Source organism: Paenibacillus massiliensis subsp. panacisoli DSM 21345 (assembly GCF_000426545.1).
GTDB lineage: Bacteria > Bacillota > Bacilli > Paenibacillales > Paenibacillaceae > Paenibacillus > Paenibacillus panacisoli.
Genome location: NZ_AUFO01000001.1, coordinates 85,561 through 108,881 on the forward strand (window position 1 = coordinate 85,561; position 23,321 = coordinate 108,881).

22 protein-coding genes are annotated in these 23,321 nt (G+C 49.8%); all 22 read left to right on the forward strand.

The genetic code is table 11. The features are described 5' to 3' along the window. Positions 1-116: 116 nt before the first annotated feature. The 22 genes from K331_RS0100350 to K331_RS0100455 all read left to right on the forward strand — a co-directional run bounded on the left by K331_RS0100350 (position 117) and on the right by K331_RS0100455 (position 23,293). Positions 117-1,331: an exonuclease SbcCD subunit D gene (locus tag K331_RS0100350; RefSeq protein WP_028588742.1), complete on the forward strand. Its 1,215-nt coding sequence runs from the start codon at positions 117-119 to the stop codon at positions 1,329-1,331. Then, positions 1,328-4,762, forward strand: coding sequence for an AAA family ATPase (locus K331_RS0100355; protein ID WP_028588743.1), 3,435 nt, complete (start codon positions 1,328-1,330; stop codon positions 4,760-4,762). Before K331_RS0100350 ends, K331_RS0100355 begins: the two co-directional genes overlap by 4 nt. Positions 4,763-5,111: 349 nt before the next feature. After that, positions 5,112-5,558: a hypothetical protein gene (locus tag K331_RS0100360; protein ID WP_404821452.1), complete on the forward strand. Its 447-nt coding sequence runs from the start codon at positions 5,112-5,114 to the stop codon at positions 5,556-5,558. 148 nt (positions 5,559-5,706) lie between these two features. After that, positions 5,707-6,066, forward strand: a complete 360-nt coding sequence (locus K331_RS0100365) for a histidine triad nucleotide-binding protein (RefSeq protein ID WP_018886723.1) — start codon at positions 5,707-5,709, stop codon at positions 6,064-6,066. A 190-nt stretch (positions 6,067-6,256) separates the two neighbouring features. Continuing rightward, a complete protein-coding gene (gene rpsU, locus K331_RS0100370) occupies positions 6,257-6,430 on the forward strand; it encodes a 30S ribosomal protein S21 (protein WP_005547957.1) in 174 nt (57 codons plus the stop codon). Between the two features lie 15 nt (positions 6,431-6,445). After that, a complete protein-coding gene (locus tag K331_RS0100375) occupies positions 6,446-6,889 on the forward strand; it encodes a GatB/YqeY domain-containing protein (protein WP_028588745.1) in 444 nt (147 codons plus the stop codon). A gap of 478 nt (positions 6,890-7,367) precedes the next feature. Beyond that, the gene (locus K331_RS0100380) at positions 7,368-8,741 is read left to right on the forward strand and encodes an NfeD family protein (RefSeq protein WP_028588746.1); all 1,374 of its coding nucleotides are present in this window, start codon (positions 7,368-7,370) and stop codon (positions 8,739-8,741) included. 99 nt (positions 8,742-8,840) lie between these two features. Then, positions 8,841-9,845, forward strand: a complete 1,005-nt coding sequence (gene floA / locus K331_RS0100385) for a flotillin-like protein FloA (RefSeq protein ID WP_028588747.1) — start codon at positions 8,841-8,843, stop codon at positions 9,843-9,845. A gap of 33 nt (positions 9,846-9,878) precedes the next feature. Then, the gene (locus K331_RS0100390) at positions 9,879-10,487 is read left to right on the forward strand and encodes a hypothetical protein (RefSeq protein WP_028588748.1); all 609 of its coding nucleotides are present in this window, start codon (positions 9,879-9,881) and stop codon (positions 10,485-10,487) included. 362 nt (positions 10,488-10,849) lie between these two features. Then, complete coding sequence (gene yqfC, locus K331_RS0100395; protein WP_018886728.1) at positions 10,850-11,143, forward strand: sporulation protein YqfC; 294 nt, start codon at positions 10,850-10,852, stop codon at positions 11,141-11,143. After that, a complete protein-coding gene (gene yqfD, locus K331_RS0100400) occupies positions 11,140-12,333 on the forward strand; it encodes a sporulation protein YqfD (RefSeq protein ID WP_028588749.1) in 1,194 nt (397 codons plus the stop codon). Before yqfC ends, yqfD begins: the two co-directional genes overlap by 4 nt. 6 nt (positions 12,334-12,339) lie before the next feature. Next, the gene (locus K331_RS0100405) at positions 12,340-13,311 is read left to right on the forward strand and encodes a PhoH family protein (protein ID WP_018886730.1); all 972 of its coding nucleotides are present in this window, start codon (positions 12,340-12,342) and stop codon (positions 13,309-13,311) included. Positions 13,312-13,326: 15 nt separating this feature from the next. Then, positions 13,327-15,573 (forward strand): HD family phosphohydrolase, encoded by a 2,247-nt coding sequence (locus K331_RS0100410; protein WP_028588750.1) that lies wholly within the window; start codon positions 13,327-13,329, stop codon positions 15,571-15,573. A 254-nt stretch (positions 15,574-15,827) separates the two neighbouring features. Next, positions 15,828-16,322 carry an rRNA maturation RNase YbeY gene (gene ybeY / locus K331_RS0100415; protein WP_028588751.1) on the forward strand — a complete coding sequence of 165 codons (495 nt, stop codon included), beginning with the start codon at positions 15,828-15,830 and terminating at the stop codon, positions 16,320-16,322. After that, positions 16,322-16,705 (forward strand): diacylglycerol kinase family protein, encoded by a 384-nt coding sequence (locus K331_RS0100420; RefSeq protein WP_028588752.1) that lies wholly within the window; start codon positions 16,322-16,324, stop codon positions 16,703-16,705. Before ybeY ends, K331_RS0100420 begins: the two co-directional genes overlap by 1 nt. A gap of 28 nt (positions 16,706-16,733) precedes the next feature. Then, entirely contained in the window at positions 16,734-17,141 is a 408-nt protein-coding gene (locus K331_RS0100425; RefSeq protein ID WP_025679302.1) for a cytidine deaminase, read from the forward strand. A 167-nt stretch (positions 17,142-17,308) separates the two neighbouring features. Next, the gene (gene era, locus K331_RS0100430) at positions 17,309-18,211 is read left to right on the forward strand and encodes a GTPase Era (RefSeq protein WP_025679304.1); all 903 of its coding nucleotides are present in this window, start codon (positions 17,309-17,311) and stop codon (positions 18,209-18,211) included. Positions 18,212-18,319: 108 nt separating this feature from the next. Further along, the gene (locus K331_RS31305) at positions 18,320-18,454 is read left to right on the forward strand and encodes a YqzL family protein (RefSeq protein WP_084165294.1); all 135 of its coding nucleotides are present in this window, start codon (positions 18,320-18,322) and stop codon (positions 18,452-18,454) included. A gap of 33 nt (positions 18,455-18,487) precedes the next feature. Further along, positions 18,488-19,243: a DNA repair protein RecO gene (gene recO, locus K331_RS0100440; RefSeq protein WP_028588753.1), complete on the forward strand. Its 756-nt coding sequence runs from the start codon at positions 18,488-18,490 to the stop codon at positions 19,241-19,243. Positions 19,244-19,620: 377 nt separating this feature from the next. Next, positions 19,621-20,508, forward strand: coding sequence for a glycine--tRNA ligase subunit alpha (glyQ, locus tag K331_RS0100445; RefSeq protein WP_018886739.1), 888 nt, complete (start codon positions 19,621-19,623; stop codon positions 20,506-20,508). Then, on the forward strand, positions 20,501-22,576 hold the full coding sequence (gene glyS / locus K331_RS0100450; RefSeq protein ID WP_028588754.1) for a glycine--tRNA ligase subunit beta: 2,076 nt from the start codon (positions 20,501-20,503) through the stop codon (positions 22,574-22,576). The genes glyQ and glyS overlap by 8 nt, the downstream gene beginning before the upstream one ends. 207 nt (positions 22,577-22,783) lie before the next feature. Continuing rightward, positions 22,784-23,293, forward strand: a complete 510-nt coding sequence (locus tag K331_RS0100455; RefSeq protein ID WP_051289561.1) for a YaiI/YqxD family protein — start codon at positions 22,784-22,786, stop codon at positions 23,291-23,293. Positions 23,294-23,321 lie beyond the last annotated feature (28 nt).

Consider the following 23,321-nt stretch of genomic DNA (forward strand, 5'->3'; position numbering starts at 1 on the left):
TAAATACAGTGGACAAGTACAAGTGAAATAAATACAGTGCACAAGTACAAGTGAATAAATACAGTAAATAAAAATCAGGTGAATAAGTACAAGTGTGTGCGAAAGGAGGAACCAGCATGAGAATATTGCATACCGCAGATTGGCATCTAGGCCGGACACTGGAAGGGCGAAGTCGTGTAAAGGAGCAGGAAGCCTTTCTGGAGGAGCTCGTTCGAATCGCTGATGACCAGCAGGTGGATTTGATTCTGATGGCTGGCGATGTATATGACTCCGTGAATCCGCCGGCGGTTGCCGAGCAGATGTTCTATGAAGCAGCGGCGCGTCTTACGGATCATGGTCGGCAGCTAGCGGTTATTGCCGGGAATCATGACCAGCCGGAGCGCGTGGCTTCCGTCAAGCCTCTTGTCCAACGCCGAGGCATTGAGCTAGTAGGTCTGCCTGGCTCGGAGGCCCTTCGAATCCATGTGCCCCGTACAGATGAGGTAGCTTGTCTGGCGGCCCTTCCTTACCCGTCAGAGGCTCGATTGAACGAGCTGCTGACGGTGGAGGGGGATGAGGGAGTGCTGCGTGGGGCCTACAGTACACGAGTAGGTAAATTAATGTCTCACATGGCAGCGTCATTCCGACCAGACACCGTGAATTTGGCAATGAGCCATATTTATGTTCTAGGCGGTCTGGAGACAGATTCGGAAAGACCCATTCAAGTCGGAGGAGCCTATACTGTCGATCCCTCAGCCCTGGCTACTGGTGCCCAGTATACTGCGCTTGGGCATCTTCACAGACCCCAGCATGTAAAAGGTGAGGGAGTAATTCGTTATAGCGGATCTCCATTGGCCTACAGCTTCTCGGAGGCGGGGCAGGCGAAATCGGTCACGATTATTGATGCTTCTCCTGGAAAGGATATACAGCTTGAGGAACTGCATTTGACGAGCGGTCGTCCGCTAGTTCGTTGGCGGGCTAAGGGAGGTCTGGAGGAGGTATATCGCTGGCTTGATGAAGGGCTGGACAAGACGGCCTACATTGATCTGGAGATTACCTTGACCGAAGCGATGTCTATGGGGGATATTCAGCGTCTACGCAAAAGCAGGGACGGCATTATCCATATTCGCCCAATTTATCCCGAGATGGTCACCTCTATGGTAGAGCAGCAGCGCTCCGAGTTACCCTTGCCTGAGCTGTTTCGCTCCTTTTACCAGCGACAGACTGGGGGGGCTGAAGCGGAAGATGCGCTTGTGAAGCTTTTTCTGGAACTGGTGGACGAGGATGCGGACCGTGAAGCTGTATTTTCAGAGGATTCAGTTGGTGAGAGTGGTGAGGGGATACCGTCATGAAGCCGATTCTATTAAAAGTTGGAGGTCTGCAAAGCTACAGGGAGACGCAGGAGATTCAGTTCGAGCAGCTGACCGAGACAGGTCTGTTCGGGATTTTCGGGCCTACTGGCAGTGGGAAATCAACGCTACTGGATGCTATTACACTATCCTTGTACGGGAAGGTAGAGAGAGCGGTTAATGGAACACAGGGCATCATGAATCATGCAGAGGATTCGCTCTCGGTGCAGTTCACCTTTGAGCTGATGTCTGCTGACGGACCGCTGCGCTATCGGGTGGAGCGGCGTTTTAAGCGGACATCTGGTGTATCGGTCAGCAATACACTGAGCCGAATCGTCTCTATTACGCCTGAGGGTGATCAGGTACTCGCAGACAAGCTCGCAGATGTTACACGGTGCGTTGAGGATATCATCGGTCTGAAGATGGATGATTTTACGAGAGCCGTAGTATTGCCGCAAGGAAAATTTGCCGAGTTCCTGTCCTTGAAGGGCAGTGAGCGCAGACAGATGCTTCAGCGGCTATTTCACCTCGAGCGCTATGGCGACCAGCTTGCCCAGAAGCTTAGCGCGCGCGTGAAGGCGAGCGAGGCGGCTTTGAGAACGCTGGAGGCTGAGCAGCAGGGGCTTGGGCAAGCGGGAGAGGAAGCGCTCAAGGAGACGGAGGGACGACTGAAGGAAGCTGTAGTTGCAGCTGCGAAGATCCGCTCTGAGCTGGAGCAGCTGTCAGGTGAGGCGGAGGCTATGCGCAAGCTGCGTGAACTGATTGTCGAACTGGACGGGCGCAAGGTCGAGCTTGAATGTCTTACTTCCCGCGAGTCGGCGATCGCTGAGCTTGAGCAGCGGCTGGCCATGGCGGAAAGTGCAGCTTCGCTGCTGCCTGTGCTGCAGGAGTGGAGACGCTCGGTTGAGCATGCCGAGCAGCAGGAGCGAAGCGCCCGTGAAGCTCAGTTGGCGGCGCAGCAAGCTGAGGATGCAGCAATGAAAGCTGCTGAATCTGATGAGCGTGCGCAAAGGGCACTCACGGAGGAAGAACCAAAGCTTCTCGTTCGCATAGATCAGTTGGAGCAGGCTCAGGCGCTTCAACGGGATGTCGAGGAGCTCTCGATCCGTTGTGACCAAGTAGTGCAGCAGTTAACCGCAGCCAGGCAACAAAGAGAGCAGCTTGAGAGCACGCTTACGCGTGAACGGGAGCTGTATGCTCGTGGAGCTACCCGTCAGAAGGAGCTGCAGCAGGAGTTGGAGCAGGTTGAGGTAAAACTCGAAGAGCGGCAGCTCCTTCTAAATGCCCTACAGCAGGTCCAGCAGTTACGGACATGGACAGAGCAACTTCATGAAGCCGAAGGGGAACTGACAGCACAGGAGCAGCTGGTGGCGCGTGCTAGGGCCGTAGAGAAGCAGCTATCAGAGGAGGTTGCAGAGCTTGCATCCAGCCATCAACAGCTTGCTGAGCTTGCGTCCAGTCAAGTAGAACGTTGGCTTAGCCTGCAGGAGCGTATGAAGGATGAGGGAGTAGCCCTATCGGCAGCGCTTGAGCACCAGCGTAGGGAGCGGCAGGAAGAGGAGCTCCATAGACTCGCTACCAGACTCGCGGCTGGCCTGCAACAGGGTGAGGCTTGTCCAGTGTGCGGCTCATTGGAGCATCCTGCGCCAGCAGCTGTAATAACTGCTGAGCAGCAGGCAGCTTCTGAGCTGGAGCAGCTTCAGGAGCTTAGTAGCGAGCTGCAGGACCTGCGAATAGAGCTACGCCAGCGGCTTCAGGAGTACCAGAATATACAGCTGCAGCTACCGTCGTATACAGCAGAGGCTGCAGCAGCACTAGCAGAGCCCATGTCAGTGACCGATGTAGCATCTGCACGGACAAATAGCCCAAGCGAAGTCGCTGGCACTATTCGTAGCGTCAAGGATTGCCAATCTGCACTGAGTGAGCTGAAGGAATCCTTGACGGAGCTTCGGAGCTATACCCAGACGCTTCAGGAGCAGTTCACAGCTCTTCAGCAGCGTGAGAAGTCTATTCACCAGAAGCACATACGAGCCCTTGCCGAGCGCGAAGCCGCCGAAGCGGCTTACATACAGGCTGAGCGCAAGCGCAATACCCTCTTCGAACGCCGGACGAATGCCGAATCCAGCTGGCAACAGGAGCATCCTGGAATGTCGATTCAGCAGACTGAGGAGCAATATCGTGTGCTGCAAGAGCGAGATGAACGAGCTGAGGATATTCGAAAACGGCTGAGTACCAGTGTGAGCTTTCTTGAAGAGAAGCAGGCTGCTGTGCAGCAACTGGAGCAGGAAGTAGTCCAATTGGACAAGCAGATTATCACGCTGGATGGGGAGCTTGGAGGCAAACAAGAGCTGCTGAAGGAGAAGTCCAGCCGCCTTCATTCCTGGATCGGTGATGGACATGCAGGACAGTTGTTGCAGGAGTCCCGTACCCGTCTTGAGGTACTCCGGGAGGAGTCTCGAAGCAATCGCGCTGTCAAGCTGCAATCCGAGGAGCGTAAGCACGATACTTCCAGAACGCTGCTGCTGGCAAGGCAGACAGCAACAGCAGCTGTAGAACGGAGAACAAGTGCCGAGGAGCAATGGAATGAGCAGCTTGGGAGGTCTTCCTTTGCCACGGAGCAGCAGGTGCTATCCTCTATTCTGGATGAAGCAAGTGCGAACCAGCATCGTCAGGAGGTGCTGAATCATCGAGAGCTGGAGAAAGAGGTGCGTACACATGTACGACATCTTCAGGAGCGTCTGTCTGGTGCTGAACTGACCGAAGAGCAGTGGCAAGAACACCAGGCCCGGCTGAGGGAAGCCCGTGAACGTGACGAAACAGCGATGAGCGAGAAGGCGAAGGCGGAACGGGACTGGGAAGATATCCAGCTTCGTCATGTTCGATGGAAGGAGCTGGAGCATCAGCGGACGCAGCTTGTCGCTGAGAGCGAGCAGTTGTCCAAGCTGCAGAGCTGTCTGCGAGGCAATGCCTTTGTGGAATACATTGCCGAGGAGCAGCTTATTCAAGTCAGTCAGTCGGCTTCACAGCGGCTTCGGTTCCTGACGAGACAACGCTACGCGCTGGAAGTCGATTCAGGAGGCGGGTTCGTCATTGTGGATGATGCGAATGGGGGGATGAAGCGGCCTGTGTCCACACTATCGGGAGGTGAGACCTTCTTGACCTCGCTAGCCTTGGCATTGGCCCTTTCTGCCCAGATTCAATTGCGTGGTCAATATCCACTTCAGTTCTTCTTCCTCGATGAAGGGTTCGGCACACTGGACCCAGAGCTACTGGATACGGTCATCTCATCGCTGGAGAAGCTGCACCATGATCAGCTATCCGTCGGGGTCATCAGCCACGTCCCGGAGCTGCGTGCACGCCTTCCACGTAAAATTGTAGTGCTTCCACCTGACCGAGAGGGTGGCGGCTCTAGAGTAGTGATGGAGACGCTGTAAGTAGCGATTCATTCGTAACGTCATTCGCAACGTGATATTCTTCACAGAGACAGATTCAAGGTGCTGTTATAATACAGCTAAGCCGACATACTATACCTTTGCATTCCCTAGGGCAGATCATCCGAATTGATGAGATGCTGTCCCGGTCTCCGAAGACCGAGAGGGGATGCTTTTTTTTATCCTAATAAATATTACTGGCTGTGATTTCTTCATCTCCTCGATATAGCCAAGGAGTACAAGCGCTGCGTATTAGCTTCCTCTGTGTCTATAGGTCAATGCTGAATTTCAAGTAGCAAAGAGCCTATTTCTGAATACTATACAGCAGAAGCTATGAGGAGGAATGCAGGATATGGAAAATAACAATCCGGTTGTAGTGAGCCCTGCCCAAGGCTCCATGCCAACTAACATTAATGCCCCGATGCCGGGAGCGACATCTCCAGCTACGGCTGAGAAGGATGATGCCAAGGGGTTGTGCAAGAAGCACATGCACCGCTATGTATGCGTGTGGACGAGAGATGGCGGGATTCACGATGGAATTGTGGAGCATGTCGACGATGAGAATCTCTATCTCGCCGTGCCCGTAGGTGGTGAAAATGCAAATATGCCCTATGAATCAACAAACATGGCGCCAAGCATGCATGGAGGCTGTGGTTGTGGGTGTGGCGGTGGAATGCGTGCCTTCGGCTACCCGGGGTTTGGCTTTGGTGGCCCATTCGGATATGGCAGACGCCGCTTCCGGCAGCTTGTGCTGCCATTGTATGTGCTGACTGCCATAAGCCTATTGCCTTACTATTGATGCTGATATTTTAAGCGCAACGATATCGTGGAAGCGTGAGCCCGCTCTGTTTATACAGGCGGGTCCTTCACTTGGGTTTTATTGGACGGGCCTGCTCTATTTCCGGTATGATAGCTATAGAATGATTTTGATATTAGGAGGCAGACGGATGGATTGCTTGTTTTGTAAAATTGTTGAAGGTACAATTCCGAGCAAAAAAGTAATGGAGACAGACAATGTGGTTGTATTTCATGACATTCAGCCAGCAGCTCCAGTGCACGTGTTGATTATTCCGAAGAAGCATATTGCTTCTATGAACGAGGTAACAAATGAAGATCTGGCGCTGATTGGCGACATGCACAGCGTAGCACAGCAGGTAGCACGTGAGCTTGGTGTGGAGCAATCAGGATACCGGTTGATTAATAACTGTGGTCCGGACAGCGGACAGGCAGTACACCATATTCACTACCATCTTCTGGGTGGGGCAAAGCTTGGTGCACTGACGGGAATCTCGGATTCACACGCTTAGTTACGCCCTCCATACGCTTAATAATTGGGCTTGAAAGGAAGGGCATGAATGCGTTCTTGAATATGTTCTGGGGTGCATTCAAAATCTATTTACAGTTAAGGTTGACACGGGACAAAATTTTCACCTATAATGAGGTGTGATGAACCGTGTTATTGCTCTTGGACGGTCTGGTCGGAGGGAGGGAAAACTGGTGTCTGAAACTAAAGTTCGCAAAAACGAGACAATTGATGCTGCACTTCGTCGCTTTAAACGTTCCATCGCTAAAGATGGCGTATTGGCTGAGGTGAAGAAACGCAAGCATTATGAAAAGCCAAGCGTAAAGCGCAAGAAAAAGTCCGAGGCTGCTCGTAAGAGAAAGTTCTAGGAGGAGCTAAATACCATGCATTTGAGCGAACGATTGAACGAAGATATGAAGCAGGCGATGAAGAGTAAGGACAAGTTCAAACTCTCCACCATTCGAATGGTTCGTTCTACGATCAAAAATCTTGAAATAGATTTGAAACGTGATCTGGATGACAACGAAGTGCTTGATATTCTGAGTCGTGAGATCAAACAACGGAAAGATGCCCTCCAAGAATTTGAAAAAGCTGGCCGTGACGAGCTTGCGGAAAGTACCAAAGCAGAAATCGAGATTCTTGTTCAATATCTCCCTACGCAGCTTACCGAAGAAGAAATTAAAGTTATTGTACAGCAGACCATCCAGGAAACCGGTGCTTCTTCGAAAGCCGATATGGGTAAATTAATGGCCGCCTTGATGCCTAAGGTAAAGGGGCGCGCGGACGGTAAACTCGTGAACCAATCGGTTCAACAATTTCTGCAATAATTTAAAGAAGCTAAACACTCCCTCGAACCTGAGGGGGTGTTTTTTCTATGCGTACATACATGTATACACCGCTGAAGTGTACTTTATGACACTGACGTTTGCGCTTACTAACAACGACATAAATATCATCCAACCGGTGAGGAATAGCTCAACTAGAGGGTAATAAAAAGTAAGTATCGTATTGGATGGATTGGAGAGCACGTGCTATGGGCTGAGCCTTGAGCTACCCTACAAATGCTGTTGCAGAACAAGTTCTAATCTGGCCTGCTCAGACAAGGTGTGACATGAGCGGTAGGCGAAGTGTCGACTTTTTGAAACCTGAATGCGTTTGCTGCGTAAAAATGTGCATGGCAGATCCCAAGAGTGAATGTTACTAGAGTGAAGCATTATTCAGTGAGATACATTTTGGGATTTGCGTAATGTTCAGGTGAAAAATCTGGTAAGCTGTATATACTAGGTGGGAAAGGAGGTAGAAAGAATGGCTAGGTTCAACCAACGGAAGCTATTCAGGCTGAGCTTGTCTTTTCTAATGCTAGGTATCCTGCTGATGTCCGCCTTCATGGTGCAGCCAGCGGCTGCTACGGAAGAACGCGCTGAGACGGGGGCAGTCTATGTACTCCCCGTAAAACAGACGATTGAGCAGGGGCTAGAGAACGTGTTGAAGCGTGGATTCAGTGAAGCTGTAGTATCCAAGGCTGGGTTGATTGTATTAGAGATTAATACGCCTGGCGGGCGGGTCGACACTGCAGAACGAATTAGTGAATTGATTCAGGGCAGCGAGATTCCCGTGGTAGCCTATATACAGGGCAATGCCGCATCGGCAGGCAGTTACATAGCCCTTAGCGCAGACAAGATTGTCATGAAGCCGGGCAGTATGATTGGAGCGGCTGCGCTGGTCGATGGGCTGGGGAATCATATTGATGATCCTAAGCTGATTGCAGCGTGGAAGAGTGATATGGCCTCTGTAGCTGAAGCGAATGGACGCAATCCGCAGATAGCTGAGGGCATGGTCGATACCAAGATCGAAGTTCGCATGGATGAGATCGGCAAGGTCAAGCAACAAGGCGAGATTATTGCCTTGACCAGCGAAGAGGCCCTGAAGACGGGTTATGCGGATCACATTGCCTCGTCAAGACAGGAAGTCATTGAGTGGATGGGATACGGAACCGACGATGTCTTCGAGGTGAACAAGACTCCCTTGGAGCGGTTCGCGGAATTTTTGACCAATCCTTGGGTACAAGTGCTGTTGTTGTTCCTTGGTATTGCTGGTGTGGTAATTGAACTCCTGGTACCAGGCTTTGGTGTGCCAGGAATTGTGGGCATCGTCGCCTTTGGCTTGTACTTCTTCGGTAATTATGCGGCTGGCTTTGCAGGCTACGAGACATGGCTGTTGTTCATCATTGGTCTGGTGCTGTTGATGATTGAGATATTCGTGCCAAGCTACGGGATTCTCGGGTTGCTGGGCTCCATCAGCTTGATTACAGGAGTGGTACGCGCTGCCTATGATACATCGCATGCACTCTTATCATTAGGTATTGCAACAGCTGCTGCGTCGGTAATCATTGTGATCGTGGCGATTGCCTTTAAGGACCGCGGGGTATGGAATAAATTTATACTTAGTGAGAACCTGACAGCCGATCGTGGTTATTCATCGGTCACGAATCGTGACGCGCTTACGGGCAAGACAGGTAGCAGTCTTACTCCCCTGCGTCCATCAGGTACAGTGAGTATTGATGGTGAGCGTTTTGATGTGGTGACTGAAGGTGGCTTTATTGAAGCGAACAAACCGATCGTCGTCATTAAAGTGGAGGGAGGCCGAGTTGTCGTTGCTGAGGTGACAGATTCGGTCTAGTCTAAGCAGGGCGGATGCTGGATGATTGTATAGACTCTGGCTGAATTCCAAGCGGTGAGGCTTCAAAAAATACGTATTTATACTTGGAGGATGATCGAATTGTTCGAAGGTGGATTCATCGGAGTATTGCTGATCGCTGTGCTGGCGATTATTGTCCTTAGTGTCTTCTTTAGCTTTTTCCCGGTTATGCTGTGGATTTCCGCATTGGCTTCGGGTGTAAAGATCGGAATCATTACGCTGGTTGCGATGCGATTGCGCCGGGTTACGCCAAGCCGGATTGTTAATCCTCTGATCAAGGCAACTAAAGCAGGCCTTGGTCTCAATATTAATCAACTGGAAAGTCACTTTTTGGCGGGTGGTAATGTAGACCGTGTCGTAAATGCTCTAATTGCTGCACAGCGTGCTAACATTCCATTGGAATTCGAACGCGCAGCAGCTATCGATCTGGCTGGTCGTGACGTACTACAAGCTGTCCAAATGAGTGTTAACCCACGTGTTATCGAGACGCCTATTGTCTCCGCAGTTGCCAAGGATGGTATCGAGGTTAAGGTAAGAGCTCGTGTTACCGTGCGCGCGAATATTGATCGTCTCGTCGGTGGTGCGGGTGAAGAGACCATTATTGCTCGTGTTGGGGAAGGGATTGTAAGTACAAATGGTTCCTCTGACTCTCACAAGGATGTACTGGAGAATCCGGATCTGATCTCGCGTACAGTGTTGTCCAAGGGTCTTGATGCGGGTACAGCGTTCGAGATTCTGTCTATTGATATTGCTGATGTGGATGTAGGTAAAAATATCGGTGCCTTCCTGCAGACAGAGCAGGCTGAGGCTGACAAACGGATTGCGCAGGCGAAGGCGGAAGAACGTCGTGCGATGGCTGTAGCACAAGAGCAGGAAATGAAGGCTCGCGTCGTAGAGATGCGCGCGCGCGTTGTAGAATCCGAGTCCCAGGTACCACTTGCTATGGCGGAAGCGCTGCGTAGCGGGAATATCGGTGTCATGGATTATATCAATATGCAAAATCTTGAGGCAGATACGCAAATGCGTGAAGCACTTGGTAAGCCTAGTGATAACTCCGACAGAGATTCATCGGACAATAACAGATGATTGCAGCGGATACCGTAAGTGAGGCGGTGAATCATGAACCTGATAGGCTGGATATTTGATAATTTTTATATTGTGGCAGCAATTCTCTTCGGATTGTTCTCGCTTCTTGGTCGAGCAACCAAATCTACACAGCAGCCAACTAGACCAGCTCAGCCGTCGCCTTCTCACGCCGATCCCAATGACCCGCAGACAGGTCGAGGGTACGGGGAGGATCGTAGATATGACCCGGATGAAGATGACGGGTATGATCCTTCCTGGGACGATGACGATGATGAAGATGACTATGATGAGTACGAGCGTGAGAATGATCAGAAGCGCAGACAGCTGAATGAACGCACGGACACGGGTTCTACTCAACGGGATACGTTATCCATGGGTCGTCATAATGGCGAGGCTAGCACTCTGGATGAGCGTTTGCGCAGAATGGAGGAAGAGCGAGCACGTTTGAATGAGCGATTGAATCGGATTTCAAGCACCAATCTCTTTGAACCGGCAGAGGAACTATCGGAGTCTGCAAGCAGTGGCAGCAAATTTCGTCGAATGTCTGCAGACGATGTCAGACAAGGGATCATTTGGTCCGAAATATTGTCACCTCCAAAGTCGAAGCGCAGATCCACGCGTTATCGTCGCAACATGCTCTAGATTAATCCTGTTCTAAAGCTACAATTCCCACAAAATTGCGAACTGATGACGGCTACCGCTCATAAGCTAGTGCTCAAGCATGCTCTATTAAGCACGAGTGAAGCCGTTGAGCTGATGTAAAATAGGACGTTAAGCGGTGCATGGAATCGAACTGCATTGAACTGCATACGATCACATTGTGTTAGTATCTGAAAAGCTGTATGTCTCTTGAAGACATACAGCTTTTTTGCGTACACCTTACATAAAAAATACCGTCTGTGAATAGGGTGTATGGAAGGGGACTATGATGCCTGGGTGCCCTTCATAGCGCGATCAAGCAACTACAGCATCGTGCGGCAGTACAGGAAGGGGGAGGCTGCTTAATGGCCCGATTCAGCCGCAGGCTGCGGAAATGGACCAGTGAGGCTCTGGATTTGCCTCAGGACATTCTTTTGGATATGCCCCGCGTCATCTTAATTGGCAGCAGGCAGCTGTATATCGAGAATCACAAGGGCCTGATGGATTTCACATCTGAGCACCTGCTGCTGGCGCATGCTTACGGGAAGCTGAGAATCGAGGGCAGGGAGCTTGTGATCACCTCTATTTTGCCAGAAGAGATAAGTATAGAGGGTGAGATTATCCATATACGCATGGAGAGAACGGGGGATGAACCTTGAAGAATTCAACCTTAACCTGGATTCAAGGCCATGTTCGACTTGTAGTCAAGGGAGAACGAATTGCTGAATTGGTGAATCTGCTGACCGTGCAGGGCATACATGTGTGGGATGTAGTTTCCTTAGGTGAGCAAATGACCAGCATGAGGGTACTTCTGCCGGATTTCTTTCGGCTTCGTCCCCTTTTGAAGCGGACAGGCTCCCGTATGCATGTATATGAACGCAGGGGGCTTCCGTTTCAACTGTCACGCCTGGGTAGGAGGGCTTTTTTTGCAGCAGGTGTGGGTATATTTATTCTGGTGCTGGTATTGATGAGCTCGTTAGTGTGGGATGTGGAGGTAAGGGGCAATGATCGGCTTACAGTGGACCGGGTGCTGCAGGCTGCCAAGAGCGAAGGTCTGTACCCTTATCAATGGAAATTCCGGCTCATGAGCCAGGACAAGCTGTCTCAGGCCCTTATGCGCAGACTACCCGACACCTCATGGGTGGGGGTGGAAATTCGTGGTACGGAGGTCATTATTCAGATCGTGGAAGCCGAGAAGCCTGAACCGACGAAGCTTCTTAGTCCACGTCATTTAATTAGCAAGGCAGATGCAGTAATTACCGAGATCTATGCAGAGCAGGGCAGACCTGTGGTTAGTCGGAACACACGTGTCAAGAAGGGCGACATTCTGATCTCCGGCATGATCGGCGACGAGCAGCACGCCCAGATGGTGGTAGCCAAGGGTGAGGTCAAGGGCATGGTATGGCATGAATATGAGATCGAGATTCCTCTTGTGCAGCATAGAAAGAGCTATACAGGGAACAGTTATGATAAACTGTATCTGGTGCTCGGGAATCGTGCCATCCAGATGTGGGGTTATGGCCAGAAGCCATATGCTGCTTATGAAACCGTAACGGAGCATAATCCGCTTACATGGAGAGATCTTCGCTTGCCCGTCGGATGGATGACTGAACGCGTTATGGAGTCGCAGAAGGCCACTCATGTAGTGAGTGAGACAGAGGCTAAGATTAGCGGTATAGAACATGCCAAAAAGCAGATTTTAGCCAAATATGGCAAAGGAACTGAAATTTTAGGACAAAAAATTTTGCATGAGAAGAGAGAGAATGGTAAAGTTTATATGAAAGTATTATTTGAAGTTGAGCAGTATATCACGGAAGAGCTTCCGATAGTTTATAACCAAGGAGATTGAGGATATTTGGCTGAACAACAAGGCAGCATACGCATTGCACTTCACAATGCGGGGGAGGGGCAATCGCTCTTCGGACCGCAGGATTCGTTTCTGAAGATAATTGAAGGCGTTACGACAGCCAAGATTGATTCGCGCGAGCAGGAGATTGCGATTTATGGCGGAGTGCGCGAGGTTGAGATGCTGGGGCAGCTCTTTGATGTGCTGTTGCAGTTGATTCGTAACGGCTATGTACTGACTGAACGTGATATGTTGTATGCAGTTGAACTGGCAAAGGATCATCGTGCCGATCAATTGTTGGACTTGTTCAAGGGCGAGATTACGAGCACGTTCCGCGGCAAGCCCATCCGCGTCAAGACGATCGGGCAGAAGCATTATGTCACGACGATCAAGAAGCGGGATGTAGTATTCGGGATCGGCCCTGCCGGAACGGGCAAGACGTATCTGGCTGTAGTGCTCGCTGTGGCTGCTCTGAAGGAAGGCTCCGTCAAGAGAATCGTGCTTACACGGCCTGCTGTTGAGGCGGGTGAGAATCTAGGCTTCTTGCCAGGTGATCTGCAGGAGAAGGTCGATCCGTATCTGAGACCGCTGTATGATGCGTTATATGATGTGATGGGACCGGATCAGACGGCCAAGGCACTAGAACGCGGACTGATCGAGATTGCGCCGCTGGCCTATATGCGTGGTCGTACATTGGATGACTCCTTTATCATTTTGGATGAAGCACAGAATACGACGCCGGAGCAAATGAAGATGTTCCTGACCCGTCTTGGGTTTGGGTCCAAAATGGTCATAACCGGGGATGTAACGCAAATCGATTTGCCTCGGGGCAAAAAATCTGGTCTGGTGGAGGCAAAGTCCATCCTTAGCGGAATTGAAGAGATTGGTTTCGTACAATTCGCGGAGGAGGATGTGGTACGGCATTCTCTAGTGCAGAAAATCATCGTGGCCTATGACCGTGCTGTTGAAAATCAAGTATAGAGAGGGATTGTTTTAATGACCTCGAAAGAACCATTGAAGGACAGAGCGCTCCAGTATAGAACAAGCGGATGGAAGTATAGCGTGGCAACACGCTATCTTCTGTTTTTATTTTTGATGCTTCTTTTCTTTGTTAGCCTGGCTCCCCGTCTATTACCGGAGCGTTACGATATTCAGGTGAACATGCCAAGCGAGAAAGAAATTGTAGCTCCGATGCAGCTGCCGAATAACAAGGCTACCCTGAAGGCGCAAGAAGAGGCTGCCGAGCGTGTGCAGTCGATCTATACGATTGTTCCGATGCGCAATGAGAATTTCGTGGTATCTATCCTGGATCGGATTGAACGGCTCAATCAGGACGACCAGGTATCACGTGAGGATAAAATCGGGATCTATAAGCAGGAGATTCCGCAGCGTGCCAGCGATTTTGTGCAGAATTTTGTGAATAATAGCGCCAAATCAGACACCTATCCGCAAAAGCTACTGGACGAGGTATTGCAACGGACGAAGGAACAGACTTATCGCATTAGTGAGGAGACATTCATCAAGATTCCAAGGCTGACTTCCGAGCAAATTACCGCTATGAAGCCAGTTACCCGTGAGATTGTGATTCGGCTCATGAATGATCAGATTACCGATGCGCAAAGTGCGAGGGCGAAGGTAGCCGAGCTGGTAAGCACCAGTACGCTCAGTGACAGGACTTCGCGTGAGGTCGTGCAGGAGCTTGCCCGACTCGCTATCACAGCTAATAAGTTCTATGATGATGAAGCAACGAAGGAAGCCAAGGTGCAGGCCAGAGAGAATACACCTACGGTATTCATTAAGCAAGGTGAGGTGCTTGTCCAAAAAGGAGAGCGAATTACGCCTGAGACCTATGCACTGCTAGATGAGAACAACCTGCTCAAGGACGAGATTAATTATTGGCCGCAGTTGGGGCTTTTGGTGCTGTCGAGCCTGCTGGCAGGCGGTCTGCTCATGTATATACGCCAGTCAGACTCTCCCAAATTCAAGTATAATAACGCTCAACTTCTCATGCTGGTAATCATTTTCCTTATTACGATCGGCTCACTCTACCTAGTTAGCATTGTACAGAACAATGACCGGTCCTATTTGGGCTATTTTGCTCCTGTCGCTATTGGTGCCATGTTGATTACACTGCTGTTGGACCGTTCACTTGCCTTTGTGAGTGCTCTCATCTTCAGTGTATTATCCAGCATTATTCTCAATGTCCATCAAAATCAAATTTTCGATTATAACTTCGGCTTTTTTGCCATTGTTGTCTCCTTGACTGCCATCTTCACGATCCACCGGGTTAGTCAGCGATCAGCACTCTTCAAGGGAGCCATTATGTGCTGTATTTTCGGCAGTCTGACCGTGTTCGCTCTTGCATGGATTGATGAGGGAGGCTGGTCACAGACCACAACATTATACGCTGCAGCAGGCGCCTTCGCTGGTGGATTGGTTACGGCGGTGTTGGTCATTGGGCTGATGCCATTCTTCGAATCAACATTCGGCATTCTATCTGCGCTTAAGCTGGTAGAGCTGTCGAATCCGAACCATCCGCTACTGCGCAAGCTGCTTACTGAGACGCCAGGTACGTATCATCATAGCGTTATGGTTGGTAATCTGTCGGAGGCGGCAGCCGAAGCGATTGGTGCGAATGGCCTGTTGTGCCGTGTTGGCTCGTACTATCATGATATAGGAAAAACGAAGCGTCCTTCTTATTTCATAGAGAATCAGAATGGAATGGAGAATCCTCACGATTCCATGGACCCGAAGCTGAGCAAATCCATCATTATTGCCCATGCACGAGATGGTGTGGAGATGCAGAAGGATTACAAGCTTCCTAAGCCGATTCGTGACATTGCCGAGCAGCATCATGGGACCAGCTTCCTCCATTATTTCTATCACAAAGCTTTACGACAAGCTGAGGAGCAGGGCATTCAGCCTGATTTCACGGAGGACGATTTCCGCTATCCGGGGCCGAAGGCACAATCCAAGGAGGCAGCGGTCGTTGGCATTTCTGATAGTGTAGAAGCGGCGGTTCGCTCCTTGCGTAAGCCGACAGTGGAGCAAGTGGAGTCGATGATAGAGAAGATTATCAAGAGTAAGCTGGATGACCATCAATTCAATGACTGTGATCTGACGATGCGAGAGTTAGATATCATAGCTCAGACATTGAAGGAGACGGTCATGGGAATATTTCATTCCAGAATCGAGTACCCGGAAGGCAAGCCGGGCCAGGCTAATGAGACCAAGCAGAGCTAGAAATCGAGCGAGCGCAAGTAAAGTGTCCATGTAAATGTAGCGGTAGCTAGCTATAAAGGTCTCGCGGATCTTACAAATCGTGCAAATCCGTGCAAACCGGCAGTCATAGAGAATTATTCCTAGAAGCTGGATGGAAAGGGATGTGTACTCATTGACATGCCGGGGTCTGGATAGGATGATAGATACACCACAGCGGCTTAGCCAGCTAGGGTGAAATGATTGGCTTCAAATGAACGATAAAAGGAGCGTTATGTATGGGCCTGCAATTGGTATGGAATAGCGAACAGGATGATCTGGAAATAACAGATGCCCTGATCTCCACGCTGGAGACCCTCCTGGAGCGTGCTGGAGAGGCTGAAGGTGTAACAGAAGGGGAAGTGGCCCTTACTTTTGTGACTGACGAACAAATTCACGAGCTGAACCGGCAATATCGGGGCATTGACCGACCGACAGACGTGCTGTCCTTTGCCATGAATGAGGAGCTGGAAGAGGAGCCTGATATTATCTACAGCCTGGAACCTGAAGCAGAGCTGGAGTTGCCCGATATGCTGGGTGATATTATCATTTCGGTGCAGACGGCCAAGCGTCAAAGTGAAGAGTACGGTCATTCATTGGATCGAGAGCTTGGGTTCTTATTCGTACACGGTTTTCTCCATCTGCTCGGCTATGACCATCAGGATGAAGCGAGCGAAGCGGAGATGATGGGCAAGCAAGAGGCTGTGCTGGCTCAGGTGGGGCTGTTGAGATAATGAGAGAACGATCATGGAGGCTTACGTTTCGCCATGCCTGGGAAGGTATTGTGTACGCATTTCGCACCCAGATCAATATGAGAGTCCATGTGGCGGCTACGTTGCTGGTCGGCGTCATGGGCTACATTCTACATATTTCGTTAATAGATTGGCTCTTTGTCATCACGGCCATGGCGTTGGTACTGGTGGCGGAAATGATCAACACGGCCATTGAGACCACGGTGGATCTGATCAGCCCGGAGTTTCACTCTTTGGCCAAAATCGCCAAGGATACCGCTGCCGGGGCTGTGCTCATGGCTGCGGTATTTGCCGTTATTGTCGGCTGTATCGTATTTTTTGAACCTGTAATGCACTTTGCAGGTCAACTTTTATCTTTACGTTAATTTTTTATAGCTGGAGGTTAGAATAATGATGGATTGGTCAGGGTTAATGCAAGAAGCGAGGGCTGCCCGTGAGAAGGCCTATGTGCCTTACTCCTCCTTCAAGGTTGGGGCTGCACTGCTGGATGCGGACGGAAATATTCATCATGGCTGCAACATTGAGAATGCTGCATATACGCCGAGCAACTGTGCCGAACGTACAGCCATGTTCAGCGCGATGGCTCAAGGGAAAAAGGCACGTAGCTTCAAGGCGATGGCTATAATTGGAGATACGGAGCAGCCTATTGCTCCATGTGGTGTATGCCGTCAGGTCATGGCAGAGCTATGTGCGCCGGATATGCCTGTTATTCTTGGTAATTTGAAGGGCGAGATGCGTGAGACCACGATGCAGGAGCTGCTTCCTTATGCATTCGGACCTTCTGATTTAGGCAAAGAGTAGACGAAGAGTTCAACGAATGAGCCTTTTGCCTAGAGGCACTTTTAAACAAGTAGCAGCCCGAGCTCGTTTGTACACAAGTTCAAGATTATAATTTGCTTGAAGCGGACAACGGAGTTGGTTTGCATTCAGGCCCTAATTTAGAGCAAGATCTTTCAGGAGGAAAATAAATGTCCAAGAAGCAATTCAAATCTGGATTCGTAGCCATTGTGGGTAGACCGAATGTGGGTAAATCAACGCTGATGAATCACGTAATTGGCCAAAAAATAGCGATCATGTCGGATAAGCCACAGACGACACGTAATAAAATTCATGGAGTATACACAACAGAGAACAGTCAGGTCGTTTTTTTGGATACGCCAGGTATTCACAAGAGACAGTCCAAGCTTGGTGACTATATGAATCAGACAGCCTTTAATACACTAGGCGAGGTGGAAGCTGTCTTGTTCCTGGTCGATGCTGCGGAAGGCATGGGCGGAGGGGACCGCTTTATTGCGGAGCAGCTTAAGAAGGTGAACACACCTGTAATATTGGTACTCAACAAGATTGACCGGATTGAGCCGGAAGCTCTCTTGCCACTAATCGAAGAATATCGCAAGCTGTATGATTTTTCCGAGATTGTACCTGTATCAGCCAAGCTGGGAAATAACGTGGACCGTCTGCTGGAGCAGATTGCGAGATATCTCCCGGAAGGACCGCAATATTATCCCGATGATCAGGTGACCGACCACCCCGAGCAATTCGTAATTGCGGAGCTGGTTCGTGAGAAGATTCTGCATATGACCCGTGAGGAAATTCCCCATTCCATTGCTGTTATTATTGAGGATATGCGTAAGCAGGACAACGGGATCGTGCAAATCTCGGCCGTCATTTACGTGGAGCGGGATTCACAAAAAGGTATCATCATTGGCAAGCAGGGAGCTATGCTGAAGGAAGTGGGCAAGCAAGCGCGCAAGGATATCGAGAACTTGCTCGGGTCCAAAATCTTCCTGGAGCTGTGGGTAAAGGTGAAGAAAGACTGGCGCAATCAGGAACGTGTGCTGCGTGATCTTGGTTTTCACCGTGATGCCTAGGCTCATCCAATAATTGCAACACATACAACGACAGTCAGCGAACATCCTATTTCGTAAATGCATTCCGTTAATTTGGGCGCCATTTCCGAAAAGAGAGGATGAATACGAATGCGAGATTTTTCGTGGCAGTATTTTACGATGACTGGAGATGTCGATGCGTATTTATTGTACAAGCACGCTCAAGCAATTGAGCAGGATGCGGTGGATGCAGAGTTGGATGAAGAGGACGAAGTCAATGAATGATTGGCTTGTTAGGCAATGGTTGGGGGAACAGTTATGCTCTACAGGTTGGAAGGAATCGTCATCCGTAGCATGGACTACGGTGAGGGAAATAAAATTATTACGCTTTGCACCGAGAACGGAGCCAAAGTTGGGGTACTCGTCCGTGGGGCCAAAAAGCCCAAAAGCCGCCATGGAGCGTTAACACAGCCCTTTACGTATGCTTCATATGTATTCTTCCGTAATACGGGACTGGGTACGCTGAATTCGGGAGAGATTCTGGAGTCCCATCATGAGCTTCGTGAGGACATTGTCAAGGCGGCTTATGCATCTTATGTATGTGAGCTGCTGGATCGTGTGCTGCAAGAAGAAGAGACAGGGGCCTTCTGGTTCAGGCAGCTTAAGGCTTGTCTTTCGGCCATGTCTGAAGGAAAGGACCCGCTAACTGTAACGAATATGTACGAAATGAAAATCCTCCAGGCTGCCGGCTACGGCCCCCAATTGGATGCATGTATCTCTTGTGGGAAAGTGCTGGAGGAGGGCCCGATCTTCATTAGTCCCCGTCTTGGAGGTGTGCTATGCCGGGCCTGTCGTCATTTTGACCCAGCTTCACTAGAGCTGTCGCCCAAAGCGCTCAAGCTACTGCGGTTGTATTCGCAACTGGATCTGACGAGATTGGGCAATGTAAATATCAGTGATTCCACCAAGCAAGAGATGAAGCAAATCATGAGACAATTCATGGATATGCAGCTAGGCTTGCAGCTTAAAACGAGAAATTTTTTGGATCAGCTTGATAAATACGATATTCAGTAGTAATATACTTTTATCTGGGCATCATTCAATGTGATATTGTGTGGTGCTGTGTAGGAATTCATTTCACTGTGAGTGAGATGGCTATGCTATGATCGAGAGGGTAGCAGAATGTAGCTTCTTATAGCGAGTCGGGGATGGTGAAAGCCCGGTGGGAGCAAGCTGTGATGGGCACTCAGGAGCATGGATTTAACAATGACACCGAAAAGCGGATCGTCAGTCAAGTGGACTGATAATCAAGTAGGGTGGAACCGCGGGAGCAATGCTCTCGTCCCTACGTCTGTGCAGACGTAGAGGGGCGGGGGCTTTTTCATGTCCGGCTTGCCATAGATGTCGTCTGTACATAAGGAAATACAATATACAGAAGAGAGGCGTGTACTATGAATTTTCAGCAGATGATCTTGACGCTCCAGGATTTCTGGGCAGCTGAGAACTGCATTATCGTTCAACCCTATGATACCGAGAAGGGTGCAGGCACGATGAACCCAATGACCTTCCTACGTTCGTTGGGACCGGAGCCATGGAAGGTGGCCTACGTGGAGCCTTCACGTCGCCCATCAGACGGTCGTTATGGCGAGAACCCGAATCGCTTGTATCAGCATCATCAATTTCAGGTCATTATCAAGCCTTCACCGGATAACATTCAGGAGATGTATCTGGAGAGTCTGAAGCGCCTTGGAATAGATCCGCTGAAGCACGATATTCGATTTGTTGAGGATAACTGGGAGAATCCGTCGCTGGGCTGTGCTGGTCTTGGCTGGGAAGTATGGCTCGATGGGATGGAGATTACGCAGTTCACGTATTTCCAGCAGGTAGGGGGTATTGAGACAAGCCCAGTATCTGTAGAGATTACGTATGGTATGGAGCGTCTGGCTTCTTATATTCAAGAAAAAGAAAATGTATTCGAGCTAGAGTGGGTGGAAGGCGTAACTTATGGTGATGTATTCCATCAGCCTGAGTATGAGCATTCCAAATATACGTTCGAAGTATCTGATGTAAAGATGCTATTCACCCTGTTCAATATGTATGAGGAAGAAGCAAACAAGGCCATGGCACAGCATCTGGTGTTCCCGGCTTATGATTACGTACTGAAGTGCTCACATACCTTCAATCTGCTGGATGCTCGCGGAGCAATCAGCGTGACAGAGCGTACGGGCTACATTACACGTGTCCGTAATCTGGCACGGCAAATTGCCGCTACCTACATGGAGGAACGCGAAAAGCTGGGATTCCCGTTGTTGAAGAAAGGGGATGTAGAGCATGTCTAAGGATATTCTGTTTGAAATTGGTCTGGAGGAAGTCCCTGCCCGCTTCCTGCCTGCAGCAACAGAGCAGCTGAAGGAACGCATGCTGCAATGGCTACAGGAATCTCGTCTGGAGCATGGCACCCTAGAGACATACGCTACTCCACGCCGTCTTGCTGTGCTGGTCCATGATGTTGCCGAGAAGCAAGAAGACATTGAGGAAGAAGTAAAAGGGCCTTCCAGAAAGATTGCACTGGATGATCAGGGCAACTGGAGTAAAGCAGCGCTCGGGTTTGCCCGCAGTCAGGGAGTAGACCCGGAGCAGTTCACCTTTAAAGAGTTGAGCGGCGTAGAGTATATCTATGCGACCAAGAGCAGCAAGGGTGTTCAGACTACCGAAATTCTTGCTGATGGACTGCGTCATATTGTGCAATCCATGACCTTCCCAAAATTCATGCGCTGGGCCAACTACGACTTCAAGTTCGTACGACCGATCCGTTGGATGGTAGCGTTGTTCGGAGAGGAAGTGGTTCCTTTTGAAATTGCAGGTGTAACGGCTGGGAATGTAACGCGCGGACATCGTTTTCTGGGCACGGAAGTAACACTATCTGAGCCATCCGCTTATACAAAAGCGCTTAGTGCGCAGCATGTTGTAGCTGACGTTGATGTACGCAAGAAGATGATCGTGGACCAGATCGAGGCGCTGGCCAAAGAGAAATCCTGGAATATCTCCATCAAAGAGGACCTGCTAGAGGAAGTGCTGTACCTGGTTGAGACACCGACCGTGCTATTTGGCACATTCGATCCGGCTTTCCTCAACATCCCGCGTGAGGTACTGATTACTTCCATGCGTGAACATCAGCGTTATTTCCCGGTATTTGATCAGCAAGGTGAGTTGCTTCCTTATTTTGTTACGGTACGTAATGGTGGAAACGAGTCACTTGATGTCATCGCTAAAGGGAATGAGAAAGTGCTTCGTGCCCGTCTCTCCGATGCCAAATTCTTCTATGAAGAAGATCAGAAGCTAGCTATCAAGGATGCGCTGTCCAAGCTTGAGAGCATTGTATTCCACGAGGAGCTTGGTACGGTCGGAGATAAGGTGCGCCGCGTTCGCAAGATTGCAGATACGTTGGCACAGAGCTTGAATGTGTCCTCCAATGACGCGGAATCCGTAAGCCGTACAGCTGATATTTGTAAATTCGACCTGGTCACTCAAATGGTGTATGAATTCCCTGAACTGCAAGGTGTCATGGGACAGGATTATGCACTTAAGGCTGGCGAGAAGGCGGATGTTGCAACAGGCATTTTCGAGCACTACCAGCCACGTTTTGCTGGGGATGCTGTTCCAACAACAATGGCTGGCGCAATCGTCAGCATTGCAGACAAGATCGATACGATCACAGGCTGCTTCTCACTCGGGATCATTCCTACAGGCTCGCAGGACCCGTATGCATTGCGTCGTCAAGCTGCCGGGATTGTACAGATTCTTCTGAACTGTGAACTGGCTCTGAAGCTGAGCGATCTGTTCGATGTAGCATTGAACGTACATGTGGATTTCGGGCATATGAAACGCAGCAGTGATGAAATTCGTAAAGATCTGATGGACTTCTTCGGTATGCGTGTGAAAAAACTGCTCTCCGAGACACTGCGTTACGACGTCGTCGATGCTGTGATCGCAGCAGGTTTTGATCAGATCGCATCGGTTGTTGCCCGCGGACAAGCGCTGATGTCTGCAGTTCAAGAACAGGAGGACTTCAAGATTACTGTCGAGTCCTTCAATCGCTTGGCCAATCTTGCTGCCAAAGCCTCACGTACAACGATCCAGCCAGAGCTGCTGACGGAGCAACAGGAGAAGGATCTACATGAGGTATGGGGCAAGCTGCATGTGCCGTATATGGCTGCGCTGGAAGTGCATGATGCAAGCAAGGCAATCTCACTCGCAGCTGAACTCACTCCTGCCGTTACTTCCTTCTTCGATGCTGTTATGGTCATGGCAGAGGATCAGGATATACGCGAGAATCGACTTGCACTACTGGCATCCATTCACGGAGATCTCAAGCAATTTGCAGATTTCTCCAAGTTAGTGTGGTAAGCCGTGTGTAATTAAAGAATTACTGGGTATAGATATAAGATACGGAACGATTGCGCATCATATAATGCAGCCGTTCCGTATTTTAAGATGATAGAATGTATAAGTTTTCAATGTAGCTGAACCATTCGATCATCGCCTGACCACTTCAACTAGATGCGTTATGTCTTCTGTGAAAGCACGTCGATAGTCGTTTTTCTTATGAAATTTATGCATCGTGTGACTTCATGTCTTAGAGGGGTGACGAGCTGCGTGAATCATAACACCCGAATCGTCGTTGACGGAGATGCTTGCCCGGTTAAGGCAGTGATTATATCCACGGCACGACATTATAATATTGAGGTCATCATGGTGTCTTCATATGATCATGTTCTGCAGGGTGGAGTTGGGGTGAGCATTGTCACGGTGGATCGTAGTGATCAAAGCGCGGATCTGTACATTGCCAACCATATCCACGAGGGGGATATGGTTATAACCAATGATTATGGTCTGGCAGCACTGGCTTTGGCTAAGCGCTGCTATGCTTTATCCTTTCGCGGAACATCCTATGAGAATGAGACCATTGAATTTATGCTGGATCGTCGTCATACGTCTGCTAAGGAGCGGAAGCAAGGCCGTTATGGCAAAGGCCCGCGACCATTCACCGTGGAGGACCGAAAGGCTTTTCAACATAAATTGACAAAACTTTTACAACTCTTGCAGGAGAATGAACAGGAATAGCGAATAATAATTTAGGTGCTATAGAGAT